Raw genomic sequence first — 22,736 nt, 5'->3', positions numbered from 1 at the left:
CCACTCCTCCGGGAGGTGGTCGTGCTCCTGGGCGGCCTGACAGGATGGCTGAGCTTCATGACGACGAGAAGGGACCGAAACGACCGTGGCCCGTGCCATCACTTTGATTCGCTCCGATTCCCTGTCCGACGTCGCTGAGTATGCCTACGCAGCCACGGCGCCCGCCGAATCTCGGCTCATTTTCCTCGCCGGTGCCTGTCCGCTCAACGAGGACGGTTCCACGGCAGCGATCGGGGACTACGCGGGCCAAGCGGCGAAGGCCGTCGAGAACCTGCGAGCCGCACTCGACGCCGCCGGCGCGTCGCTGCAGGACGTCATCCATACGAGGGTGCTCGTCGCCTCCACCAGGCGGGAAGACCTTGTGACCGCGTGGCAGGTGGTCCGCGACTCCTTCGGCGATCACGATGTCCCCAGCACCTTGATGGGCGTCACCGTGCTCGGCTACTCCGACCAGCTCGTGGAGATCGAAGCCGTCGCCGCGGTCCTTGATTCCTAGGGGGACACCCCCTAGCCACTCAGCAGCCGCTCAGGGTTGGAGCCCGCAGGCCGTGCAGGCACGCCTGGCGGCTCAACACGTGCAACGGGCCAATCAGACTATTCCGGGGCAGGTGATCCTAGAGTGGCGTGGTGAACGGTGGCCGGAGAGTGCGGGACGACGAGGGGAGTGCAGCTCGACTCCTCGCGTTGTCCGACGGGGTGTTCGCCATCGCGATGACGCTGCTGGCGCTGGACATCGCGCTGCCCGACGGGCTGGACGCCGACGGTTTCGCGCGGGCGCTGAGCAATGTGCTGCCCAAAGTGTGGGCGTACGCCCTCAGCGTGCTGGTCATCGCGGCCTTCTGGCGGGGCCATTACCAGCTCTTCCAGTCCGTGCGGGACGTGGACGGGACGGTCATCAGGCTCGTGCTGCTGGGCCTGGGGCTGGTCGCCCTGATGCCGTTCCCCACCACCCTGCTGGCCGAGTACGCGGACCTGCCGCAGTCCGTGGCCATCTACTCCGGCGCGGTCGCGGCCATGGGGGCCACGCAGCTCGCGCTGACGGTGGTGCTGTGGAAGCGCCCATGGCTGGGGAGTGCGCCACTGCCCGACCCCATCGTGCGCAACGACGTGGCCGACCTTGCGTCGACGGTGCTGGTCTTCGTCGTCGCCGTACCGCTCGCCTTCGTCTCACCGACGGGCGCGATGCTGTGGTGGGCGGTGCTGATCCCGGTCCGGGTGGTGATCGGCAAGCGGGGCAGGCGTTTGCGTGCGACCGCACGGCGGTTCAGTGGCTAGGGGTGTCCGCCCCCTAGGTGTGTTGTTCAGGGAGACCCAGGTCACGTTCGTTCATGTCACATCGTGCCGAGGGGTGTCGTCCTCTCGGTGTAGGCATCGACAACGATGGAGGAGTTCACCATGGGTGCCCGTTTGAACCTGTTCGAGAGCCCGCTCGCAGGCAAGCTCTGGAAGCACATCATCGCGGCGAATCAGGTGCTCGTCGACTCGTCGCTGCCGGCCGCGACGCAGGAGCTGGTGAAGATCCGCGCGAGTCAGATCAATGGCTGCGGCGGCTGCCTCGACATGCACACCAAGGACGCGACTGCCGCCGGTGAGACGTCGCTGCGCCTCAACCTGGTCGCGGCGTGGCGGGAAGCCACGGTCTACACCGAGGCCGAGCGCGCGGCGCTGGAGCTGACGGAGCAGGGCACCCGCCTTGCCGACGCGGCCGGTGGCGTCACGGACGAGGCCTGGGCGAACGCCGCCAAGCACTACGACGAGGAGCAGCTCGCCGCCCTGGTGTCCCTCATCGCCATCATCAACGCCTTCAACCGCGCGAACGTCATCGTCCAGCAGCCCGCAGGCGACTACCAGCCGGGCCAGTTCGGATAACTCGTTGCGCCCGCCCACCCGGCTCCGTACGACGCAGCCGGGCAAGGAGTGAAGTGCCGTTCGGGGGAACGGCGGGTGTCGGAGCGAGGTGCCCAGGGGCGTGGCTCGTACGTTCACTTGGTATGACCCACGCCTCGGGCGCTCCCGCATCCGGCCCCACCCGCCGCACCACGATGGCCGGGCTCATCGGTGGGGCGGGGGCCGTGCTGACTGCCGGGTGCACCGCGTCGGGCGCCTCGTCCGCGGCGGATCCCACCCCCACGCGCACGGCATGGGCGTCCGGACCCGTGAGCGGTCCCACGCCCGGCGTGATGACGCTCTTCAAGGACCCCGGTTTCAACTTCAACGGGCTCCTCGCGCTCGGCTCGGCCGGTTACGGCGCCGCTGAGGTGGGCGAAGTACTCACCGCCGTGAACACCATCAACAAGGCCGGCCTCTCCGCGCAGACGTACACGGAGACCTTCAAGAGACTCGGTGACGAGCTGAGGGAGCCGCCCCGGAGCGGCAAGCCCGGAACGCAGACCACACGGTTCCGTGCGCTGCGGGCGGCGCAGTACTACGGCCAGGGGCTGTTCTTCGTCCTCGGCTCCGACACCCCCGGCAGCGAGGAGCAGCTGTACAAGGCAGGGCGGGACGCCTGGGACACGTTCTGCGGGCTGTGCGACCCGGCACCGGTGACGGCCCACATCCCGTACGGGAAGACCCCGCTGCCCGTGTGGTTCTTCCGTCCGGACGACTCCCGCGAGCGGCGCCCCACCGTGATCCTCACGAACGGCAGCGACGGGCAGAACGTCGACATGTGGACCTATGGCGTCCAGGCCGCTCTGCAGCGCGGCTGGAACGCCCTGGTGTACGACGGGCCCGGCCAGGGCCAGCTGCTCTTCGTCGACCAGGTGGTCTTCACGCCACGCTGGGAGAGCGTCGTCACCCCGCTCGTCGACTGGCTGTCCGCCCGCTCGGACGTGGACAGCAGGAAGATCGCCCTGACCGGGCTGAGCATGGGCGGGAATCTGGCCCCCCGGGCCGCGGCCTTCGAGACCCGGATCGCCGCTCTGGTGGCGATGCCCGGCGTGCTCTCGCCCTGGCTCGGCTTTCCTCCGGAGATCCGGCAGATCCTCACCCCGGACAAGGAGAAGACCAACACCATCTGGAACAAGGAGGTCGTCCCCGAGCTGCCGCCGTCCGCGGCCGCCACGATGATGAAGCGCATCGAGCCCTTCTCCGTGCCGGCGATGCTCGCGGCCCGCGAGGGCAAGATGTTCACCGACTTCTACACCCCCGCCACCCTCATCACCTCGCTGGACATCACGGATGTCGTGGGCCGCATCAAGATGCCCACGCTGGTCCTCGACTATGACGACGAGCAGTTCTATCCGGGGCAGCCACGCCAGATGTACGCCAAACTCACGGCTCCCAAGGACTACGTGAAGCTCACCGCGGCCACCGGTGCGCAACTGCACTGCTCCCCGATGGCCCCACAGCAGCACTGCGAGGTCGTTTTCGACTGGCTGCAGGAGAAGCTGTCAGGCAGCTGACTTCCGCGGCGGTCTCAGCGACCCATGAGCCCGAACAGCGCGTCACGTCACGACGGCTCAAAGGTTCTCTGATGCGGCACCAGGTCATGCCGGTCCTGCTGTGGTGGCCGAGCCTGCGGGGTGCCGTGATGCAGGTGCCAGGTGTGGTCGAGGTGCATGGTGGCCTGCTGGTCGGTGTCGTAGGGCTGCCAGCCGGGGTCGCCGTGGGTGGCGAAGGCGACCCAGGCGGCGTGCGTGCGGGCGGCCAGGTCCGCGATACCGCGATCCGGCAGACCGGGGCCGAGGAGGGCATGTGCGCCGTACAGCGCGGGGAGGTCCGTGCGGTCGAAGACGAAGGGCAGCTCGACGCAGTGGCAGGCACCGAGCCGGCCGTCGAATGCGGTGGACCGCCAGGCGAAGGCGTAGGCGAAGGTCCGGGTGCCCGGGAGTGTGCTGTGGGCGGTCGCGAGTGCGCGGCTGCCGGCGAGGTACAGATCGGTCATCAGACGGGTCGCCCACTCGCCCGGCCCGGCATCGGGGAGCCGGGCGCGGTAGTGGGCCAGCAGCGCTTCCGGCCGGGCGGAGCGCCGTGCCGCGATGGCGGCCAGTGTGCGGGGGGTCATCGAGCCGATCGCGCCGCCGGGGACGGTGTAGAGAGCGGCCTCGTCCGCGTTGGTGCCGATCAGGAGTTCGCGTGCCGACACCGGGCCCGTGCCGCCACGGCCCGCCGCGCGAAGGGCAACTGCGGGCTGACGTTCCAGCAGGACGCCGTCCATCACGGGCTTGAAGGGGCTGTTGCCCAGGGACGGGTCGAGGTGGCCGGAGAGGGCAGGACCGGCGGGCGGAATTTCTTGCAGGACGGCGGTCAGACGAGCGTCGTCCACACCGTGGAACGCCTCGGCGCGGGGCGGCAGTCCGAGTGTCCCGCACACCTGGCGGGTGATCGCGAGGCTGTGCTCGGCCGGTACGGCGCACAGGCCGTTGCCGCTCTGACTGATGGCCCGGCGGAAGAGCCCGGCGGCCGGGGGAGCGGCCAGGAGAGCGGCCACGATCATCGCGCCGGCGGACTGGCCCGCCACCGTCACCCGGTGCGGGTCGCCCCCGAAGGCCGCGGCGTTGTCGGCCACCCAGCGCAGCGCGGCGATCACGTCGAGCAGGCCACGGTTGTCGGGAGCGCCGGGCAGGGAGAGCCAACCCGCAATGCCCAGGCGGTAGTTGAGGGTGACGAGGACCACTCCGTCGCGCGCGAACGATCCTCCGTCGTAGAGGGCTGCCTGGCCGGTGCCGGAGAGGAAACCGCCGCCGTGCACGAAGACCAGCACGGGCAGTTGGCCCGCGCCCGGGTCCGGTGTGGTCACGGTGACGGTGAGGTAGGCGTCGCCCGGTATCGGTGGTGGGCCGGTGACCGGGCTGAGGTCCATGCCGCCGAATCCCTGGCGGACCGGGGCCGGTGCGGTGGGGCCGGGCCGGGTGGCGTCCCGGACACCGTGCCAGGCGGGGGCGGGGGACGGGGCCGCGAAGCGGGCCGCACCGACGGGTGCGGCGGCATACGGGATTCCGTGGAATACCTGCACGCCGTCTTTGTGCAGGCCACGCACCCGGCCGCCCGTTGTACGGACGACGGGACCGGGCCGTGCGTCGCGCGATTGCGCGGCACTCCCGCGTGTGATGTCCGGATGGTCGCCACCGCGGCGGGCGCCGGTCATGCCGTGGCCGCAAGCGACGCCCAGGAGCGGATGGCGAACCGGCTGCCGGACCGTTCGACCCGCATCCCCGGCCGCTCACCGCGCAGATGGGCCGGGAAGACGATGCGCCCCGCGTCGGCCGCCTCGCCGAGGACCCGGTGCCGCGAGTCGCGGGCCCCGGCGGGGTCCTCGCAGAAGCAGCTGTTGCAGTCGGGCTCCACCACCTGCACGGGATTGTGCAGCAGGTCTCCCACGAAGACGGCCCGGTCCTGGCCGGAGGAGAGGAGCACGACACAGGAGCCCGGGGTGTGGCCGGGCGCCGGGGCCAGGGTCAGGTTCTCGTCGATGACGTACGAGTCCTCCCACAGTGTCGCCAACCCGGCGCGGACGACCGGCTCGACGCTGTCCTCGAAGACATTGCGGTTGGCTGCTTCCATGCGGCGGGTGTGGTGGTGGGCCGGATTCCAGAAGTCGTAATCGGCCCGCGGGAAGAGGTACTGGGCATTCGGGAAGGTCGGCACCCACTCCCCGTCCACCAGGCGGGTGTTCCAGCCGACGTGGTCGGCATGGAGGTGCGTGTTGACCACGACGTCGACATCCTCCGGCCGTACCCCGGCGGCCGCGAGGCGCGCGAGGTATCCCGTGTGCAGCTGATGGAAGGCCGGCATGGCGGGGCGTTCCTTGGCGTCGCCCACCCCGGTGTCGATCAGGATCGTCCGGCCGGCGCTGCGCAGCACCCAGGTCTGCACGCACGACCTCAGCAGTCCCGTCCGCAGGTCCCAGAAGTCGGGGGCGAGCCAGGGCCGGTGGGCGTTCCAGACCTCGCCCGGGAGGTCGCCGAACATCTCCTCCGGGGGCCGGGTCGTGCCCTCGTACTCCACCGTCCGCAGCACCGAGACGTCTCCAAGGGTGATCGAATTCATGAACTTTCCTCACGGGCGGGGCGGTGGCAAAAGCGGGACGCACGGCCGCACTTGCGGCAGGCGCGGTGCCTGCGGGCGGCGGAGGCGTGCCTTTTTCCTGCACGCAACTTGCTCTCTGCGCCGAATTTCTGCACCCTAGCACGCGTCATGCTGGATTCCGATGGGTTGGTGTCGTGATCGGGCATTGCTTGGCAGGTCAATGCCGTATCCCATCGCTAGACTGCTCCTGATGACCGATTCCGGCAGACGCTCGGCTAGGCTCGGCAGTCGACGAGGGCCACGGACGAGGAGACGCCAGCAGTCATGGAGGACACCGTGATCGACGACATCGATCTCGACCTGATCGCCGCACTGCAGACAGCTCCCCGCGCGTCCTTCGACGTACTGGCCCGCGTCCTCGACAGCTCCGCCCGCACCGTCGCCCGCCGCTACGCACGCCTCGTCGACGCGGGCGCGATGCGGGTGATCTGCGAAATCGAGTGGTCGCTGATGACCGAAGGGCTGCCCGCCACCGTATGGATCGGCACCGAACCCGGGCGGGCGCCCGAGGTGGCACAAGCCCTCGCTGCGCGGGCCGACACCCCCTTCGTGTCGCTCACGTCCGGGGCTGCGGACGTCTTCTGCATGCTGCACGGCGCCACCCGGGCCGACACGACCCGGGCCGTCACCACCGAACTGCCCGCGGTGCCGGGAATCCGCACCCTGCGTACCGAGTGGATTCTGCGCCTGCTCACCAGCACGGCGTCCTGGCGCCTCCCTCGCCTGACGTCCGGTCAAATCTCCGCGCTCACGGGGCAGAGCGCCGGCCGGCCCGCCGCCGCCCACCCGCGTGACACACCGCTGAGCGGCCTGGAACGCGACACCGTCGCCGTACTGCGCAACGACGCCCGGATGCCCTTCTCCACCCTTGCCCGCACCCTCGGCATCACCGAGTCCCGCGCCCGCCGTACCGTCGCCGCCCTGCTCGAATCCGGCCTGTTGCGTCCGCGCGTCGAGGTCGATCCACGGGACATCGGCTACGCGGTCGAGGCGGTGTTGAGCATCGGCTGCCGCCCGGGCGCCGTGAAGCGCCTCGCCGCCTCCCTCACCGACCACCCCACGACACGATTCCTCGCCCTCACGGCAGCCGCTTCGGTCTTCACCTACGGAGGGGCCTTTCGCGACGAGGAACACCTCGCCGACTTCCTCACCGGCGGGTTCGAGGGCAGCGAGGAAGTCACCTCCCTGGAATGCTCCCTCCAGCTGGAGGTGCTCAAGCGGTACTGGACGGCCCGCCCCTGAGCGCCCCGCGCCGTCGACAGCATGTGGCAACAGAACCGCCGAGGAGGGCCGTTGGGCTTGTCCGGACGTCCGGTCGGCGGCCGGGCGGATCGGTGCGAACATGATCCTCACGTACTGGGCGACGCAGACCACCGGGGACCCACGCGGTCACCGGCTGATCGGCCATCCGGAGAATCCGGGAGGTGGCGGGGGCATCGGCGTCGTCGGGGCGGTGGGAGCGGATGTGTTCGGCGGACTGCATGAGTGCGGTGCGCGCGGGCGGGGAGGGAGTGACATGGGGGCGGCTGAGGAAGCGGCTGGGGTCGCGGCGCTGCTGAAGGAGTGGAAGGACCGCTCCGGGTACAGCTACGGAGTGCTCGCGAAACGGTTGCACATGAGCACCTCGACGCTGCACCGCTACTGCAACGGCGACGCGGTACCGACGGAGTACGCACCGCTTGAGCGTCTCGCACGGCTGTGCCGGGCGACGCCGGATGAGCTGGTGGAGCTGCACCGCCGCTGGATCCTGGCGGACGAGGCACGTCGGCGGGAGCGGGACCGCAGGCAAGGGGGCGGTGCCGCGGCGGTCGCCGGTGCGGGTGGGGAGCGGGCGGCCGAGTCCGAGCCTGACACAGGGTCAGGTCTCGCCACCGTGCCGCCGACGGCCCCTGTCGCCGAGCTCGCCACCTCGGTTTCCGCCTCCCCAGCCACTCCCATCTCCACTTCCATCTCCCCTCCCCTCTCCGCTTCCGGCCCCGGTCAGGACGCCGAGCAGGCCGCCGAGGGGCAGTCCGTGCCCCGGGTGACGCCCGCCGGCAGCCGGCGGCGTATCGCGCTGGCCGCCGGGATCGCCGCGGCCGCCGTGGCTGCGTCCGCCGCGCTGGTCGCCGGACTGGCTTCCTCCGGTGGCGGCGACGGCCGTGAGACGGCAGCCGGGGCGGCCACGACCACGAAGAGCGGCAGCAAGCCGACCAAGACCGGGGGCGGCCGGTCGGCGTCGGCGTCCGCGAAGCCGCCCGCTGAGGACGGCGCGAGTCCGTCCCCGTCCCCGTCCTCGTCCCCGTCCCGTACGCCCGGCGGCAAGGCGTCCGGTGGAGCCGGCGACCGGTCGACCGGTCCCGGCACGGTCGACCGGGCCGGGCTCCCGGTGAGCGTGGACGTCCGCCCGTACAGCTGGGAGGACCCGTGCAGCCAGCGCTACTTGGTCGACCGGGACCCGGACGAGATGCCCCCGCCGCCCGCCGAACAGGTCGCCCGGGGCTGGATCTCGGCGCTGGGCGCGGTCTCGGCGGACAGCCAGCTGGTTCAGTTATCGGTACAGGGCGCGGGTGACGAGACAGTGGTACTGCACGCCCTGAGGGTGCGAGTGGTGGGAAGCTCGGCGCCACCCGCCTGGAACGCCTACAGCATGGGCGTGGGCTGTGGCGGCGGCATCACGCCCAAGGTGTTCGGGGTCTCCCTGGACGCGGCGCAGCCACGGATCGCTCCGCAGAACGGACAACGGGACTTCCCCTACAAGGTCAGCGAGCGGGACCCCGAGGTCTTCAAGGTCATTGCCCGGGCCGGAGCCCGCGACGTGCGCTGGTACATGGAGCTGGAGTGGTCCAGCGGGAACCGGCACGGCACGCTCCGGATCGACGACAACGGGGAGCCGTTCCACACCAGTGGGATGGCCGGCCGGCCTCAGTACGACTACCCGCTGGGCGGCAGCAAGTGGATTCCCGCCCCGAAGGAGAACGGCTGAGCCCGGGCCTGACGCATACGCCGGTCCCGGGCCCGACCGAGATCAGTGACGCCAGTTCACCAGGTCAGCGCCTCCTCGGCGGTGGACTGCCAATACGTGACCCACGCCGAACTGTCGGTGGTGATATCGCCCTTGGGCAGCGGGAGCCGCACGGCCGGGCCGGTGGAACCGTTCCCCGCCCGGTTGGCGAACAGGACGCCCAGGGTGCGGGCGGTGTAGCCGCCGCTGCCGGAGCCGTCCGCGGACTGGTACATGATCCCCGCGTACGCCGACTCGCCCGGTGCGAGCGTGATCACGGCCTGCGGCTTGGACTTGTCCAGGAACGTGGTGGCGGCCTGGGCGTCGTCCCAGCGGAGGTACGGGGCGTTGTAGGCGTGACAGGGCACGGAGCCGGTGTTGGTGGCGGTCAGGAGCATGTGGTTGACGGGGCGATTGACCTTGGTCGCGGTGACCTTGACCTGCGCGCCGGTACAGGCGGCGGTCGCTTTCTGGCCGCCGGAGCCCTTGCCGGCGGCCTGACCGGAGCCGTTCTTTCCGCCGGCTCCGCTGCCGGAGGCACCTGACGCGGCCTTCGACGAGCCACTGTCCTTGGCCGGGCCGTTCGCATCCGATGAGGACGGGGTGCCCTGGCCGCCCGACTCGGGCTGGGAGGACGCGGCCGGCGCCTGGCTGCCGGTCTTCTTGATGTCGTTCTCACAGGCGGTCAGCGAGAGGGCGGCCGCCAGCACGGCGGCGGAGGCGACGAGGCGGGTGGTGTGACGGGCGATGCGCATAGTGAGTGGGTGCTTTCTCTTTCGGTGTGGTCAGGTCGGCATACGTGACGTCAAAGACGGCTGACGACCAGGAGGAAGACGGTCGCTGCCGATGCGGCGAGCACCGTCAGGGCCACTGCGTCAGCGACATCGGCGCGGCGGAACCGGCGGCGCCGGAAGCGGGTCCGCATGGTGTCTCCCTTCGTCATGAGGCTTCGTCATGAGGTCGTCATGAGTCGTCGGTGCTTGCCGTCCTGAGCTTGCGGCGCCCTCCGTGCCGGCCGCCACAACCACCGCGGAACACGGGACGCCGGAACGCTCGTACCACCTCTGACCTGCGGGAACGCCCCCTCCCTGGAACGCCGCGCCGGGACGCGGACGGCATCGGCAGACGGGAAGGAACGCGCGGGGCACCGGATCGCACGGGCGAGGTCGCCTGCACGCCGACTGCCGTGGGCGAACTGAACGAGGCCTACCAGGCCCTGACTCATATGAATCCGGCCGATTTGGCAGCTTTCATGCTCCAATATCCGGATCATGCGTGGGAGCCTCACTCGGCAGGGAATGGCCATCCGCGTTCCCCACCGTCAGATCTGGCCCCACCCGACCGTCGGCCCTCACCAGCGAAAGGATCTGCAGGATGTCGAATCACTTCACCGGTCTCAGCCTTGGCGCACCGCTCGGGGACCAAAGGCTCGACCTCTGTGACCTCTACGCGTTTCAGTCCCCCACTGACTCGGCGAGGACGGTGCTCATCCTCAACGCGAACCCGAACGCGGATGCGTTGCACCCCGATGCCATCTACCGGCTCAACCTCGACAACGACGGGGACTGTCTCGCCAACATGGCGATCAGCTACGTCTTTTCGCCCCCGCAAGACGGCCGTCAGACCTTCAGCGTCTTCGTGGCAACGGGTGATGAGGCCCGCTCGGCCGAAGCCGTCGGACAGAAGGTCGTCACCGACGCCGAGGTGTCGTTCGGCACCATGGCGAACCGCGTCACCGCTGGCGCGTACGCGTTCTTCGCGGGCAGCCGCAGCGACGCCTTCTTCTTCGACTTCGACGGAATCAAGAATCTCTTCGACACCACCGGCGGCCGAAACTTCACCGCGCCCCATCTCGGCGGCAAGTCACCGTGGACCGGTGTGGACTCGAACACGGAGGCCAACGTGTTCTCGATGGTGGTGGAACTGCCGACGAGCGAGCTCCGCGCCCACCCCGAGATCCGCATCTGGGGCCGTTGCAGTCTGCGGAAAGACGGCCGGCTCGTCCATGCCGACCGCGCAGGCCACCCTTCGGTCAGCAGTTTCTTCAACACCGACGACACAAAGGAGGAGTACAACGCCAGTGAGCCGGTGAACGATCGTGACCGTTGGACCGATCAGTTCGTCCACCTCATGGGGCACACCGGCAACTACACGCGGGAAGAGGCGATCGCGGCAATCGACGCCGACCGCATCCTGCCCGACATGCTGGTCTTCGATCCCTCGAAGCCCGCGCAGTATCCCAACGGCCGAGTCTTCACCGACGACGTCATCAACTACCGGCTCGCTTTCCTCTCAGCGGGCGACATCCCTCCCACCGGGCTCGAGCCACACACCGACCTGCTGAACGAGTTTCCCTACCTCGGCAACCCACACCCCCGGACGAACTGACCCCTGCATTTCATCGATGGCGGCCCCCGGACCTTGAGCGGGACCGTAAAAGCGCCTTCTCGGCTGAGAGCGGCCGGACGGCCCCGGCCGTGAACGAGCCGAGCAAAAGGCGCCTGACGGGCAAAGCCCGGATCAGGCGCCTTTTCGCGGGCCTCTGGAAGAAACCCGGCTTCTGCTGGTGGCACAAGAACTACGCCGCTGAGGGGAGGTGTCCGGGGCCGGGCCGTCTCCTCCGGTGAAGGTGGAAGGGCTGACGGTGCAAACGACCCGGCCCGGGGGGTGTTACGGGGTCTCAGCGGCCGTCCCGGGCAACGCCGTGACCACCGGCCACCACACCCGGCACGGTTCCCGTCCTAGCCGGCCATGCCGCCGCCCCCGGTGTGCACGCCGCCGGCCGGCCGGTGGTGGCGGTGCTTCCTGTGGTGCTTCTTGGTGTGCCGGGCGTGGTGGTGCTCGACGCGGTGGTGATGGTGGTGGACGACCACCCGACGCTCGATCGAGCCGTTGATGCAGGTGTTGCCGAAGGCCGGGTTCAGCAGGCCCACGATATTGACGGTGTTTCCGCACACGTTGATCGGAATGTGGATCGGGACCTGAATCGCATTGCCCGACACCACTCCTGGTGAACCGGCCGCGCCGCCGGCCGCGCCAGCGTCTGCGAACGCCGCCGAAATGCCCCCGAGGGCGGTGCCCGCCGCAATAGCGGCGATGGCAGTGACCCGCGTGATCCGTGACATAACAATCTCCTGGTCGATCCAAGCGGCCCACGCCGCCTTCCTGACACTCCCTTCGACGCGGAAGGCCTCGCCATAAAGGAATTTGCAAACTTTTCACTCTTTCAGGATCTAAGCGCGGCGTGGCGTTGGCATCTTGCCGGGAAATCCGCTCCGAGTCATCGGCTCGCGTGGCCAGTGACCGGTCGCGCAGACTCCGCGCGTCGCGTTGGCGAGCAGGTAGTCGATCTGATAGCCCGTCAACACAGCCGTACGGTCGCCGAAGAGCTCCGGGGAGGCTCTCCAGCACCACGGCGTCGTCCAGCCGCGGTACGGGTCAGCGCTCGCGACGCAGGAATGCGCGGGCGCCGCGCAGCGTGGTGCGCAATGTGCGTTGCGTCCGGGAACTTTCCAAGCGGACGTCCAGAGCCCCTGGAGCACCGGTGCGGCCTGGGCGAGGTCGGCGACATGCACAGGGCGTGATACCGCGGCGCTCTCGTCGTCGACGGCGGTCCGGGTACGGGCAAGACCGTCGTCGTTCCGCACCGTGCCGCTCACCTCCTCTACTCCGACCCTCGCCTCGGCCGCCGTCGGGGCGGTGTGCCGTTCGTCGGTCCGAGCGCTCGTTCACGCCTTGGCTCACCGTGTTCAGTCACGAACCCTTGTGCTCGTTTCTGTTCTGCACAACACTCTCAATGCACAGAAACGCGCACTACTGAACATGTTCGAGCCGTGGGTGACGATCGGTCGAGACGAGGAGTGCAGGCATGACGCCATTCAGCCGACGTGGATTCCTGAGCGCAGCCGTGGTGGGGGCCGCGTCCGTGGGTGTCACCGTGGGGAACAGCCGGACAGTCCTCGCGCAGGGCGAAGGCACGAGGGGACTGACCATCCGCGGGAAGGAATTCCTGCTGGACGGCGAGCCGTTCCGGATCCTCTCGGGGGCCTTCCACTACTTCCGGACGCACCCCAAGGATTGGCGCGACCGGTTGATGCGGATGCGGGCCATGGGCCTGAACACGGTGGAAACCTACGTCGCCTGGAACTTCCACCAACCGTACGAGAGGAAAGCCGACTTCACCGGATGGCGGGACGTCGCCGCCTTCGTGCGGACCGCGGACGAGGTCGGGCTGAAGGTGATCGTGCGACCGGGCCCGTACATCTGCGCGGAATGGGACTTCGGTGGCCTGCCCGCCTGGCTCCTCAAGGACAAGGACGCGCCGCTACGCCGTTCCGACCCCGCATTCGAGCGAGCGGTCGACGCCTGGTTCACCGAACTCCTGCCCCGGTTCGTCGATCTGCAGGCCACCCGCGGCGGGCCCGTCATCGCCATGCAGGTCGAGAACGAGTACGGCAGTTACGGCGACGACCACGCGTACCTGGAACATCTGCGGGACACCATGCGCGCACAGGGCATCGACGGCCTGCTGTTCTGCTCCAACGGAGCCACTCAGGAAGCGCTGAAGGCCGGCAGCCTTCCCGACCTCCTGTCCACCGTCAACTTCGGCGGGGATCCCACCGGACCCTTCGCGGAATTGCGCGCATTCCAGCCGGACAAGCCCCTGTTCTGCACGGAGTTCTGGGACGGCTGGTTCGACCACTGGGGAGAGCGGCACCACACCACCGACCCGGCGCAGACCGCCGCCGACGTGGAGAAGATGCTGGAAGCGGGAGCGTCGATCAACTTCTATATGGCGGTGGGCGGAACGAACTTCGGCTGGTCCGCGGGTGCCAATCTCAGCGGTAGCGCCTATCAGCCCACCGTCACCAGCTACGACTACGACTCCCCGATCAGTGAATCCGGCGAACTCACCGAGAAATTCCACAAGGTGCGCGACGTGCTCGGCAAATACACCACGCTGCCGAACACGCCCCTGCCGGCCACGCCACGTCGCATGCCGGCTCAGCGGGTCGCCGTCCGCGAGTCGGTGTCGCTGATGGAGTCGCTCGACGTGCTGAGCGCGCCGGTACGGCGCACCGCCCCCGTCCACATGGAGGCCCTCGGGCAGGCACACGGACTGATCCACTATCGCACTCGGGTGCGCGGGCAGCAGGGGACCAAGGGGCTGCGGCTCACCGGGCTGGGCGACCGTGCGCTGGTGTTCAGCGACGGCAAGCGGATCGGCACCTTCGACCGCAACCAGCCGGACCACTCCGTCGATGTCACCCTGGCCGGTGAGTCCAGCACCCTCGACCTCCTGGTGGACCCCACCGGGCGGATCAACTTCGGCGACGGCCTCAACGACCCCAAGGGAATCAGCGGCAAGGTACTCCTCGACGAACAAGAACTGCACGACTGGGAGATCCGCCGGCTGCCGCTGGACAACCTCTCGGCGCTGAAGTTCACCAGCGAAGACACGCCGACCGGCCCCGCGTTCCACCGGGCCCGGGTTCATGTGGACACCCCGGCGGACGGCTTCCTCGCCTTTCCCGGCTGGGACAAGGGCATGGTCTGGCTCAATGGATTCGCGCTCGGCCGGTACTGGTCCCTCGGGCCGCAGATCACCCTGTACGCGCCGAGCCATCTGTGGCGAAAGGGGCAGAACGAGCTCGTCGTGCTGGAGATGGAGCGGACGGGGGACGGGATCGACGTACGGTCTGCGCCCGATGTCGGATAGGGAGGGTCGCGAGACTCCGGGGGGTGTAGCACCTGATGGCCGTTGTGTTCGAGCGCTCTGACAAGAACGGCCGCCGCGCTCACCCGGCCGCCACCGCCGCCGCGGCCCCACGGCCCAGAAGGTCGTGGAGGAGGCGGGTGGCGGGGAGTTCCGGGTGAAGGTAGACGGGTTCGTCGCCCTGGCCGACGGCTGCGAGGAGGGCGTGGAAGGTGGTCTTCGCGTCCTCCGTCCGTCCGGTCCGGTGCTGGGCCTGGCCGAGGAGGCCCAGGTGGAGGGGGCGGCGCAAGTGGGATCTGGAGTTGCGGAGTTCGGCGAGGGAGGAGTGCATCAGGGTGAGGCCGTCCTCCTGTCCGGAGTGGGTGCGGCCCCAGCCCTCCAGCACGCCGAGCATGGCCTTCCAGTAGAGCAGTCCGTGTTCGTCCGCCAGGCGGACTCCCTCGGCGCCGGAGGAGCGGGCCGTGCGGGCGTCGCCTTCCCAGGCCGCCACGACCGCATCCACGTAGAGAGCGAAGGAGCGGTCGGAGGGCCTGCTGTCGTACTCGGTGAGGCGCAGCAATTCGCGGCGGCGTGTCGTGGCGGTCTTGCGGTCGCCCATGAGCCAGTGGGTGAAGGTGTCGTAGGAGCGGCAGGAGACGCGTGGGTCGTGCTGGAAAGTGCGGGCCAGGGAGTGGCCCTCGCCGGCGTACTCGTCCGCCATGGCGACGCCGTGCTCCAGTTCGGTGAGTGCCTGCCGTAACTGGCCGCGGATGTGGAGGACGATGCCCTCGCCGTAGGCCGCGCCGAGCACCGCCACGGGGTGGCCGGTCCGGTCGGCGAGGTTCCGGAGCAGGCCGGAGAACTGGCGTGAGGCGTCGTAGCGGCCGGTGACGATGTACGCCGCGCACAGGGCCCAGAGCACCGAGGGGTCCTCGGGGGAGTGGGTGGCCGCGCTCATGGCCCGTCCGCGGGTGAGTGCCGTCTGGGCCTCGGCGTGGCCATAGCCCCGGGTGATGGCCAGCACCTGGCCGAGTTGAATGTGCAGCCGCTGGTTCAGGGACACGGCCGAGGGGTCGCCGGGCGGCAGCAGGCCGACCAGGTGCACCGCGCGGCGCAGCCAGGTCTCCACCTGTTCGTAGGCGAGTTGCTGCTCGGCCTGCTCGGCGGCGCGCAGCAGCAGAGGAAGCGTTTCTTCAGTGGGCAGAGCGCTCTTGGCGTGCCAGGCGTGGTGGGCGATCCGCTCGATCTCCTCGTCCGCCACCTGACCGAGCGTGCGGGTCGATATCCCCTCGGCGACTCTCGCGTGCAGCCGCTGTCGGTCCTCGCGGGTGAGCTCGTCGATGAGCGTCTCCATGACCAGGGCGTGGGTGAAGTGGAGCCGTTCCGGGTGGTGGGGGTCCTCGCCGAGCAGACCGGCGCGGATCGCCGACTCCAGTGCCGCGGTGACCGGTTCGTCCTCGGTGGCGGTGCGTTCCAGCAGATCGGTGTCGATCTCGGTGCCGATGACGGCGCACAGCCGCAGCACGCGCAGCACCGTCTCGGGCAGTGCGGTGAACCGCTGGTTCAGGGCCTCGCGGACGCCCGTCGGGACCCGGGTCAGGAGCACGTCCACCGCGTCGGGCCGCCGCAGGCTGCGCGCGTCCCCCAGGAGGGAGAGGAGCTGCATGACGAAGTACGGATTGCCCTCGCTGCGCCGGTGCAGCACCTCGACGACTCTCGCGTCGATGCCGGGTCCGGCCTGGGCGACGACGAGGGCGGCGACAGCGCGGCGGGACAGGCCGCCGAGCCGCAGGGTCTCGGTCCTGGGGCCGCGCAGGACCTCGGAGAGCATGCGGCGCAGCATCGCGTCGGACTCGATCTCGTGCTCACGGGCGGTCAGGACGATGCCGAGCGGGTGGCCCTGGCTGCGGGTGCTCAGCAGTCTGAGGAGGTCCAGGGAGGCGGGGTCGGCCCAATGCAGGTCCTCCATGAGCAGGACGAGTGGGCGTTGGGCGGCGAGGGCGAGCAGGACTTCGCAGACCGCGTCGTGGGTGAGGAACCGGGCCTGGCCCCAGTCGGATTCGGAGGCGAGCCCGCCGGGCCGGGCCGCGCGCTCGGGCATCAGCGGGGCGAGCAGGGCGCCGAACGGTTTTGCCGCCTCACGGAAGGCGTCCGTGCGGGTCGTGGACAGCCGCCGGAGGATCTGGGTCCACACCCAGTAGGGCGGCACGCCCTCGTCCAGGAAGCAGTGGCTCCAGATCACCTCCAGGCCGGCAGACTCCTGACCGGTGGTGTCCGCGCCGGCAGGGGCGGCTTCCAACTGGGGGACGAGTTCGAGGAGCAGACGGGTCTTGCCGACGCCGGCGGGGCCGAGGACGCCCGCAACGTGCCCGTGACCGGTGAGCGCGCTCGCCGCCGCGGCGGTCAGGCGCTGTAATTCCTCGCTGCGGCCGGTGAACGGCGACTGGGCGCCCGGACCGCCGCGCACCGGCCCGGAGGCCTCGGTGCCCGTGTCGTACTCCCGGGCCTTCGCATCCTGCGTCGGACGCGCGCGCTCGGATGAATCCGAGGTGGCCGACGGTGCATCGGCGGTGGCCGCCCACGAGTGCGCGGCGATCGTCACCGGCCGGCGCGCGGGTCCCGGGGCGGTGGTGGGCTCGTGCGCCTGCGCTCCGTCCGCGGCAGCGCTTTTGGCCCCTCCCGATCCCGCGGACAGCGTGCCGTTCCGGGGAGCGTCGGCACCGCGGTCTGCTGCGAAGGGCCCGTCCGGAGCCGCCGCTGCCCGGCCGGTCCCACCGGACGCCTCGGCCGCTGTGGCCCGCTCGGGCTCCTGCGCCGCGCGCGGCGGGTGCGCTTCCGGCCCTCGTGCACCGTCGTCGTCGTGCGCCGTGGCCACCCCGATCACCGGAGCCCCCAGCGCGGGCCCGGCAGGTTCGGGGCGACCGGGTCGTGGGCCCGTGGGGGGACCGCCCGCGCCCGGCTCCTGGCGCAGGATCGCGGTCCTGACCCGGCGGAGTTCGGCGGCCGTGCCCACGCCGAACTCCTCGTTCAGGTGGACGCGGGTCCGTTCGTACACTTCGAGCGCCTCGGCCTGCCGCCCGAGCCGGGACAGGGCCGTCATCAAGTGGCCGACCAGGCGTTCCCGCGCCGGGTGGCGGCGCACCTCGCGGTCGAGGCCCGCGGCCACTTCCTGGGCCTCGCCGAGGGCGAGTCGGGCCTCCGCGCAGGACTCCACGGCGGTGAGCCGGACGTGTTCGAGCCGCGCACTCTCGTCGCTGAGCGGAGGATGGCCGTCGAACTCCGCATAGGGCGAGCTCCGCCACAGCGTCAGGGCTGTGGCGAACCGGTCCCGCGCGGCGTGCGGGTCGCGTTGTTCCAGCAGCCGCCGCCCTTCGGCGACCAGGCGCTCGAAGCGGCAGGCGTCGAGCTGTTCGGCGGCGAGTTCCAGGACGTAGCCGGGTGCGCGGTGGCGCAGCACGGTGGGGCGGTCGAGCCCGGACGCCGGCTGCAGTGCGCGGCGCAGGTGGGATACGTGGCTCTGGAGCGTGGCGACGGCCTGACGCGGGGGCTCCTCGCCCCACAGCTCCTCGATGAGCAGCTCCGTGGGCACCACACGCCCCAGGCGTATGAGGAGCAGGGCGAGCAGGGCTCTGCGGCGTGGCGGACCGAGTGGGAGGTCGCGGCCGTCGTGGCGCGCCGACATGGGGCCCAGAACGCTCAGTTGGAGGGGAGTCCCGTGCGGCCCGTCCTCGGAGGCCGGAGTGATAGGGAGCTGATTCGGCGTCAGGGATGAAGACATATCGGTCCCAATCGTTCTCGCACGCGCGATCGTGCTGACGGGCGGGTGGCGCAGTGCGGCCGGTGCCCTTCCAAACCGGAGCTTTGCATAGAGAACGGGGACGTTCCAAGATCACCCCGGCTGTCGGCAAGCGAACGGCAAGGTCTCGGCAGGGAGTTCGGCAAGGTTGGCGGAAAACCGCTACAGCGAACGGCAGGAATTCGCCAGTGTGAAGGCCAGGCCGCTGCAAGGGGGGTGCTGCAGGATGCCCGTCATCGGAAACCACCGCTGAAGGGGGAGGTCATGAACCCGCCGGACGACTGCCCTGCCGTCACCCGAGAACACTGTGCTGCGGGCCCGGGATGAGGGCTTCCGCAGCGGGAATGCCCGCCGTGCTCTTCCCCGGCCAGGGGTCCCAGACCCGCGGCATGGGAAGCGAACTCTTCGACCGATACCCCGAACTGACCGCGCTGGCCGGCGATGTACTCGGCTACGACCTGCCGCGGCTGTGCCTGGAGGACCCGGACGGGCGGCTCGACGACACGCGCTACACCCAGCCCGCGCTCTACGTCGTCAACGCCCTCTCCTACCAAGACTCGCTGGAGCGCGGCGAACCCGAGGGCGCGTACCTGCTGGGCCACAGCCTCGGGGAGTACAACGCCCTGCACGCCGCTGGAGCCTTCGACTTCGAGACCGGCCTGAAGCTCGTCCTCAAGCGGGGCGAGCTCATGGCCCGCGCTCCGGACGGGGCCATGCTCGCCGTCGTGGGGCCGGACGCGGGTGAGGTGCGGGCCTTCCTCTCGGAGGAGGGCCTGTCGCAGCTCGACGTCGCCAACATCAACACCCCCGTCCAGACCGTGCTGTCCGGGGCCCGGGACGAGATCGAGCGCGCGCACAAGACGCTCGACGCGCGCGGGACCCGGGTCGCCCGGCTGAAGGTCTCGGCCGCCTTCCACTCGCGGTTCATGGCCGCTGCCCGCGACGAGTTCGCCGCCTTCCTCAAGGGCTTCCGGTTCGCGCCCCTGCGGGCCACGGTGATCGCCAACCTCACCGCACGGCCGTACTCGGACCAGGACGTCGCGGCGACGCTGAGCGAGCAGATCTGCGGATCGGTGCAGTGGCTGGACAGCGTCCGCTACCTGCTGGAGCGCACGAGTGCCGGCCACTGCCGTGAGGTGGGCGGGGGAGGGGTCCTGACCCGCATGATCCGGCAGATCGACGCGGCCCCCGCCCACGGGATTCCGCAGCCGAAGCCGCAGCCGCCGCCACGGCCACGCCTGTTCTGCATCGCCTACGCCGGAGGCGACGAGCGCGCCTACGCAGGACTTGCCGAACACTGCCCGGATGTCGACGTCGTGACGCTGGAACGCCCCGGACGCGGCCGGCGCGCCTCCGAGCCGCTGCTGCGCGAACCCGCCGCGATCGTCGACGATCTGCTCCGGCAGCTGCGGGACCGGCTCGACGCCCCGTACGCGCTCTACGGCCACAGCCTCGGAGCCCGGCTGGCGTTCCTGCTCTGTCGCCGGCTGCGCGCCGAGCGGTTGCCCGCGCCGGCCCACCTGTTCGTCTCCGGGGAGAGCGGACCGGCGGTCCCGAGCCGGGAACGCCACACCTGGGAGCTGCCGGCCGACGCCTTCTGGGACCACCTCAAGGAGCTCGGCGGAATCCCGGCGGAGCTGTGGGAGCACCCCGACCTGATGGCGTATTACGAGCCGGTCATACGGGCCGACTTCACCGCGTTGGGCGCCTACCGGCACGAGGACGCCCCGCCGCTGGACGTGCCGGTCACCGCCATGGCCGGCGAGGACGAGTGGTTCACCCGGGCCGACCTGGAGGCCTGGCAACGGGAGAGCACCCGGCCCCTGACCACACACCGGTTCCCCGGTGACCACTTCTTCATCCGGGCCCAGTGGCCCGCGCTGGCCCGGATCGTCGCTGCCGGGCTCGCGGCCCCCTGACGCCGCGCCGGAACAGCGAAGAGTTCACGCGCGCCGGCCACTGGCACGCGTCCCGAATCGACCATCCCGAGGGTGACGGACAGCCATGAAGCAGGAACTCAAGAAGCACATGGAAGAGCGGTTCATGTTCGAGTTCGACTCGGACATCACCGAGGACACCGACCTGTTCAAGGCGGGCATCCTCGACTCGTTCGGCTACATCTCGCTGATGACGCACATCGAGGAGGAGTACGGCGTGCCGCTCGGCGACGAGATCCTCGGCAACGTCGCGGTCTCGCTGTCCGGCATCGTCGCGTTCGTCGACGCCGCCCGCCTGCGGGCCGCCGGGAGCCGGTGACCCCATGTGCGGCATCGCCGGCTTCTACGGAAGCCCCCTGCCCCCGCAGGAGTACGAGACCCTGATCCACGGCATGCTCGCCCAGATCGAGCACCGCGGCCCGGACGAGGCGGGCTGCTTCCTCGACGACCGGCTGGCCATGGGCACGGTACGGCTGAGCATCATCGACCTGTCCACCGGCTCGCAGCCGGTCGGCAGCGCCGACGGCCGCTACTGGCTCTGCTACAACGGCGAGCTGTACAACTACCGGGAGCTGCGCGAGCAGCTGACGGCCCGCGGCTTCGTCTTCCGCACCGAGTCCGATACCGAGGTCGTGCTCGGCGCCTGGGTCGCCTGGGGCCTCGACTGCCTGCCCCGCTTCAACGGCGCCTTCGCCTTCGCCCTTTACGACAGTGCCACCGGCGAACTGCACCTGGTGCGCGACCGGTTCGGCAAGCGGCCGCTGTACGTGGCGCGCCACCGCGGCGCGTGGCTGTTCGCCTCCGAGATGAAGGCGTTCCTGGCCTACCCCGACTTCAGGTTCGCCTTCGACGAGGCACAGCTGGCGTCGGTCTTCGCCACCTGGACCCCGCTGCCCGGCCAGAGCGGATACCGCGGGATCGAGCAGATCCCCATGGGCGAGTATCTGTCCGTACGCGGCGACGAGGTCCGGCGCGGCCGCTGGGCCACGCTCGACCTGGCCCCAGGCCCGGCTCCGGAGAGCGAGGAGGAGGCCGTCGAGCTCGTCCGCGCGGACCTCGAAGCCGCGGTCGACGTGCGCCTGCGCAGCGATGTCGAGGTCGGCGTCTATGCCTCCGGCGGCCTGGACTCCTCGATCATCGCGCACCTCGCCGCGCAGCGGACCGGCCGCCCGCTGCGGACGTTCTCGATCGAGTTCGAGGACGCAGAGTTCGACGAGTCGGCCGAACAGGCCGAGCTGGCCGCACACCTGGGCACGCGCCACTCCACCGTGCGCGTGACCGACGAGGACGTCGTCGACGCCTTCCCCGAAGCCGTCCGGCACGCCGAGGTGCCCGTCTTCCGCACCGCCTTCGTCCCCATGTACCTGCTGGCCGGCCACGTCCGGAGCGAAGGGATCAAGGTCGTGCTCAGCGGCGAGGGCGCCGACGAGGCCTTCCTCGGCTACGGCATCTTCAAGGACACGCTGCTGCTCTCGACCTGGCACGAGTTGGACGACGACACCCGCCTGCGCCGCATGAGCCAGCTCCACCCCTACCTGCGCCACTTCAGCGGCGAGGACGGCCACCGCCGGATGCTCGGCCTCTACCGGCAGTTCACCGAGGAGACCCTGCCCGGCCTCTTCTCCCATCAGATGCGGTTCCAGAACGGCCGCTTCGCCGCACGCCTGCTCAAGAACGCGGGCGACCCCTTCGCGGCCCTCGGGGAACTCGTCGCCGGTGAGCCCGGCTACGCACAGCTCACCCCCGTGCAGAAGGCCCAGTGGCTGGAGTTCCGCACACTCCTGAGCGGCTACCTGCTCTCGACCCAGGGCGAGCGCATGGCGCTGGCCCACGGCGTGGAGAACCGCTGCCCCTTCCTCGACCCCGCCGTGGTCCGCCGCGCCGCATCGGTCAACCTGCGGTTCGGCGACCCCTACGACGAGAAGTACCTGCTCAAGCGCGCCTACGCCGATGTGCTGCCGGAACGGATCGTCAAGAAGGGGAAGTTCCCCTACCGCGCCCCGGACAGCGCCGCGTTCGTCCGGTCCCGCCCGGACTACCGCGAGCTGCTGACCGACCCCGGCACCCTCGACGAGATCGGCGTCCTCGATGCGCGCTTCGTGCAGCGGTTCACCGACCGCGTCTTCGACAGCCCGCCCGAGCAGATCGGCACGAAGGAGAACCAGGCCTTCGTCTCCTTGGCGTCGACGGTCTGGCTGCACCACTGGTACGTGCGCGGCAACGCCCGCCGCCGGGCTCCGCTCGGGGTCCCCCTGTACGTCGTCGACCGGCGCAGCGGCGCCCTGTCGGCCTAGG

Annotated in this window: 17 protein-coding genes; 11 read left to right on the top strand and 6 right to left on the bottom strand. The window is 70.2% G+C overall.

Annotated features, from left to right (window positions below; genetic code table 11):
- Positions 1-85: 85 nt before the first annotated feature.
- From BKA18_RS02280 to BKA18_RS02265, 4 genes are all read left to right on the top strand, one after another.
- Positions 86-496 carry a RidA family protein gene (locus BKA18_RS02280; RefSeq protein ID WP_366047775.1) on the top strand — a complete coding sequence of 137 codons (411 nt, stop codon included), beginning with the start codon at positions 86-88 and terminating at the stop codon, positions 494-496.
- 128 nt (positions 497-624) lie between these two features.
- Complete coding sequence (locus tag BKA18_RS02275) at positions 625-1,275, top strand: TMEM175 family protein (protein ID WP_366047776.1); 651 nt, start codon at positions 625-627, stop codon at positions 1,273-1,275.
- Between the two features lie 120 nt (positions 1,276-1,395).
- The gene (locus BKA18_RS02270) at positions 1,396-1,869 is read left to right on the top strand and encodes a carboxymuconolactone decarboxylase family protein (RefSeq protein ID WP_366047777.1); all 474 of its coding nucleotides are present in this window, start codon (positions 1,396-1,398) and stop codon (positions 1,867-1,869) included.
- Positions 1,870-1,991: 122 nt separating this feature from the next.
- Entirely contained in the window at positions 1,992-3,404 is a 1,413-nt protein-coding gene (locus BKA18_RS02265) for an alpha/beta hydrolase family protein (RefSeq protein WP_366047778.1), read from the top strand.
- A gap of 47 nt (positions 3,405-3,451) precedes the next feature.
- On the opposite strand, the gene BKA18_RS02260 is transcribed toward BKA18_RS02265, so the two are convergent.
- Together BKA18_RS02260 and BKA18_RS02255 are read right to left on the bottom strand one after the other, a co-directional pair.
- Positions 3,452-5,053 (bottom strand): carboxylesterase/lipase family protein, encoded by a 1,602-nt coding sequence (locus BKA18_RS02260; RefSeq protein WP_366047803.1) that lies wholly within the window; start codon positions 5,051-5,053, stop codon positions 3,452-3,454.
- 32 nt (positions 5,054-5,085) lie between these two features.
- A complete protein-coding gene (locus BKA18_RS02255) occupies positions 5,086-5,991 on the bottom strand; it encodes an MBL fold metallo-hydrolase (protein ID WP_366047779.1) in 906 nt (301 codons plus the stop codon).
- Between the two features lie 303 nt (positions 5,992-6,294).
- Here BKA18_RS02255 and BKA18_RS02250 point away from each other — a divergent pair, with 303 nt between their 5' ends.
- Together BKA18_RS02250 and BKA18_RS02245 are read left to right on the top strand one after the other, a co-directional pair.
- Positions 6,295-7,272 carry an Lrp/AsnC family transcriptional regulator gene (locus BKA18_RS02250; RefSeq protein WP_366047780.1) on the top strand — a complete coding sequence of 326 codons (978 nt, stop codon included), beginning with the start codon at positions 6,295-6,297 and terminating at the stop codon, positions 7,270-7,272.
- 274 nt (positions 7,273-7,546) lie between these two features.
- Positions 7,547-8,995 carry a helix-turn-helix domain-containing protein gene (locus BKA18_RS02245; RefSeq protein WP_366047781.1) on the top strand — a complete coding sequence of 483 codons (1,449 nt, stop codon included), beginning with the start codon at positions 7,547-7,549 and terminating at the stop codon, positions 8,993-8,995.
- A 56-nt stretch (positions 8,996-9,051) separates the two neighbouring features.
- Here BKA18_RS02245 and BKA18_RS02240 read toward each other — a convergent pair whose 3' ends face one another.
- Entirely contained in the window at positions 9,052-9,768 is a 717-nt protein-coding gene (locus BKA18_RS02240) for a DUF4232 domain-containing protein (protein ID WP_366047782.1), read from the bottom strand.
- Between the two features lie 50 nt (positions 9,769-9,818).
- Positions 9,819-9,956, bottom strand: coding sequence for a hypothetical protein (locus BKA18_RS02235; RefSeq protein WP_366047783.1), 138 nt, complete (start codon positions 9,954-9,956; stop codon positions 9,819-9,821).
- A gap of 431 nt (positions 9,957-10,387) precedes the next feature.
- Between BKA18_RS02235 and BKA18_RS02230 the strand changes: the two genes are divergently transcribed.
- Positions 10,388-11,401: a DUF4331 family protein gene (locus BKA18_RS02230; protein ID WP_366047784.1), complete on the top strand. Its 1,014-nt coding sequence runs from the start codon at positions 10,388-10,390 to the stop codon at positions 11,399-11,401.
- A 353-nt stretch (positions 11,402-11,754) separates the two neighbouring features.
- Here the strand turns inward: BKA18_RS02230 and BKA18_RS02225 are convergent, their stop codons facing one another.
- On the bottom strand, positions 11,755-12,138 hold the full coding sequence (locus tag BKA18_RS02225; protein ID WP_366047785.1) for a chaplin: 384 nt from the start codon (positions 12,136-12,138) through the stop codon (positions 11,755-11,757).
- A 743-nt stretch (positions 12,139-12,881) separates the two neighbouring features.
- Between BKA18_RS02225 and BKA18_RS02220 the strand changes: the two genes are divergently transcribed.
- Positions 12,882-14,732, top strand: a complete 1,851-nt coding sequence (locus tag BKA18_RS02220; protein ID WP_366047786.1) for a glycoside hydrolase family 35 protein — start codon at positions 12,882-12,884, stop codon at positions 14,730-14,732.
- Between the two features lie 79 nt (positions 14,733-14,811).
- Here BKA18_RS02220 and BKA18_RS02215 read toward each other — a convergent pair whose 3' ends face one another.
- The gene (locus BKA18_RS02215; protein WP_366047787.1) at positions 14,812-18,390 is read right to left on the bottom strand and encodes an ATP-binding protein; all 3,579 of its coding nucleotides are present in this window, start codon (positions 18,388-18,390) and stop codon (positions 14,812-14,814) included.
- Between the two features lie 437 nt (positions 18,391-18,827).
- Between BKA18_RS02215 and fabD the strand changes: the two genes are divergently transcribed.
- From fabD to asnB, 3 genes are all read left to right on the top strand, one after another.
- Positions 18,828-20,423 (top strand): ACP S-malonyltransferase, encoded by a 1,596-nt coding sequence (gene fabD / locus BKA18_RS02210; RefSeq protein WP_429638118.1) that lies wholly within the window; start codon positions 18,828-18,830, stop codon positions 20,421-20,423.
- Between the two features lie 85 nt (positions 20,424-20,508).
- Positions 20,509-20,760, top strand: coding sequence for an acyl carrier protein (locus BKA18_RS02205; RefSeq protein ID WP_006606838.1), 252 nt, complete (start codon positions 20,509-20,511; stop codon positions 20,758-20,760).
- 4 nt (positions 20,761-20,764) lie between these two features.
- A complete protein-coding gene (asnB, locus tag BKA18_RS02200) occupies positions 20,765-22,735 on the top strand; it encodes an asparagine synthase (glutamine-hydrolyzing) (RefSeq protein WP_366047789.1) in 1,971 nt (656 codons plus the stop codon).
- Position 22,736: the final 1 nt, after the last annotated feature.

Source organism: Streptomyces auratus, assembly GCF_050433025.1.
Taxonomy (GTDB): Bacteria; Actinomycetota; Actinomycetes; order Streptomycetales; family Streptomycetaceae; genus Streptomyces; species Streptomyces sioyaensis.
This window is presented reverse-complemented; position numbering and strand designations above follow the sequence as displayed.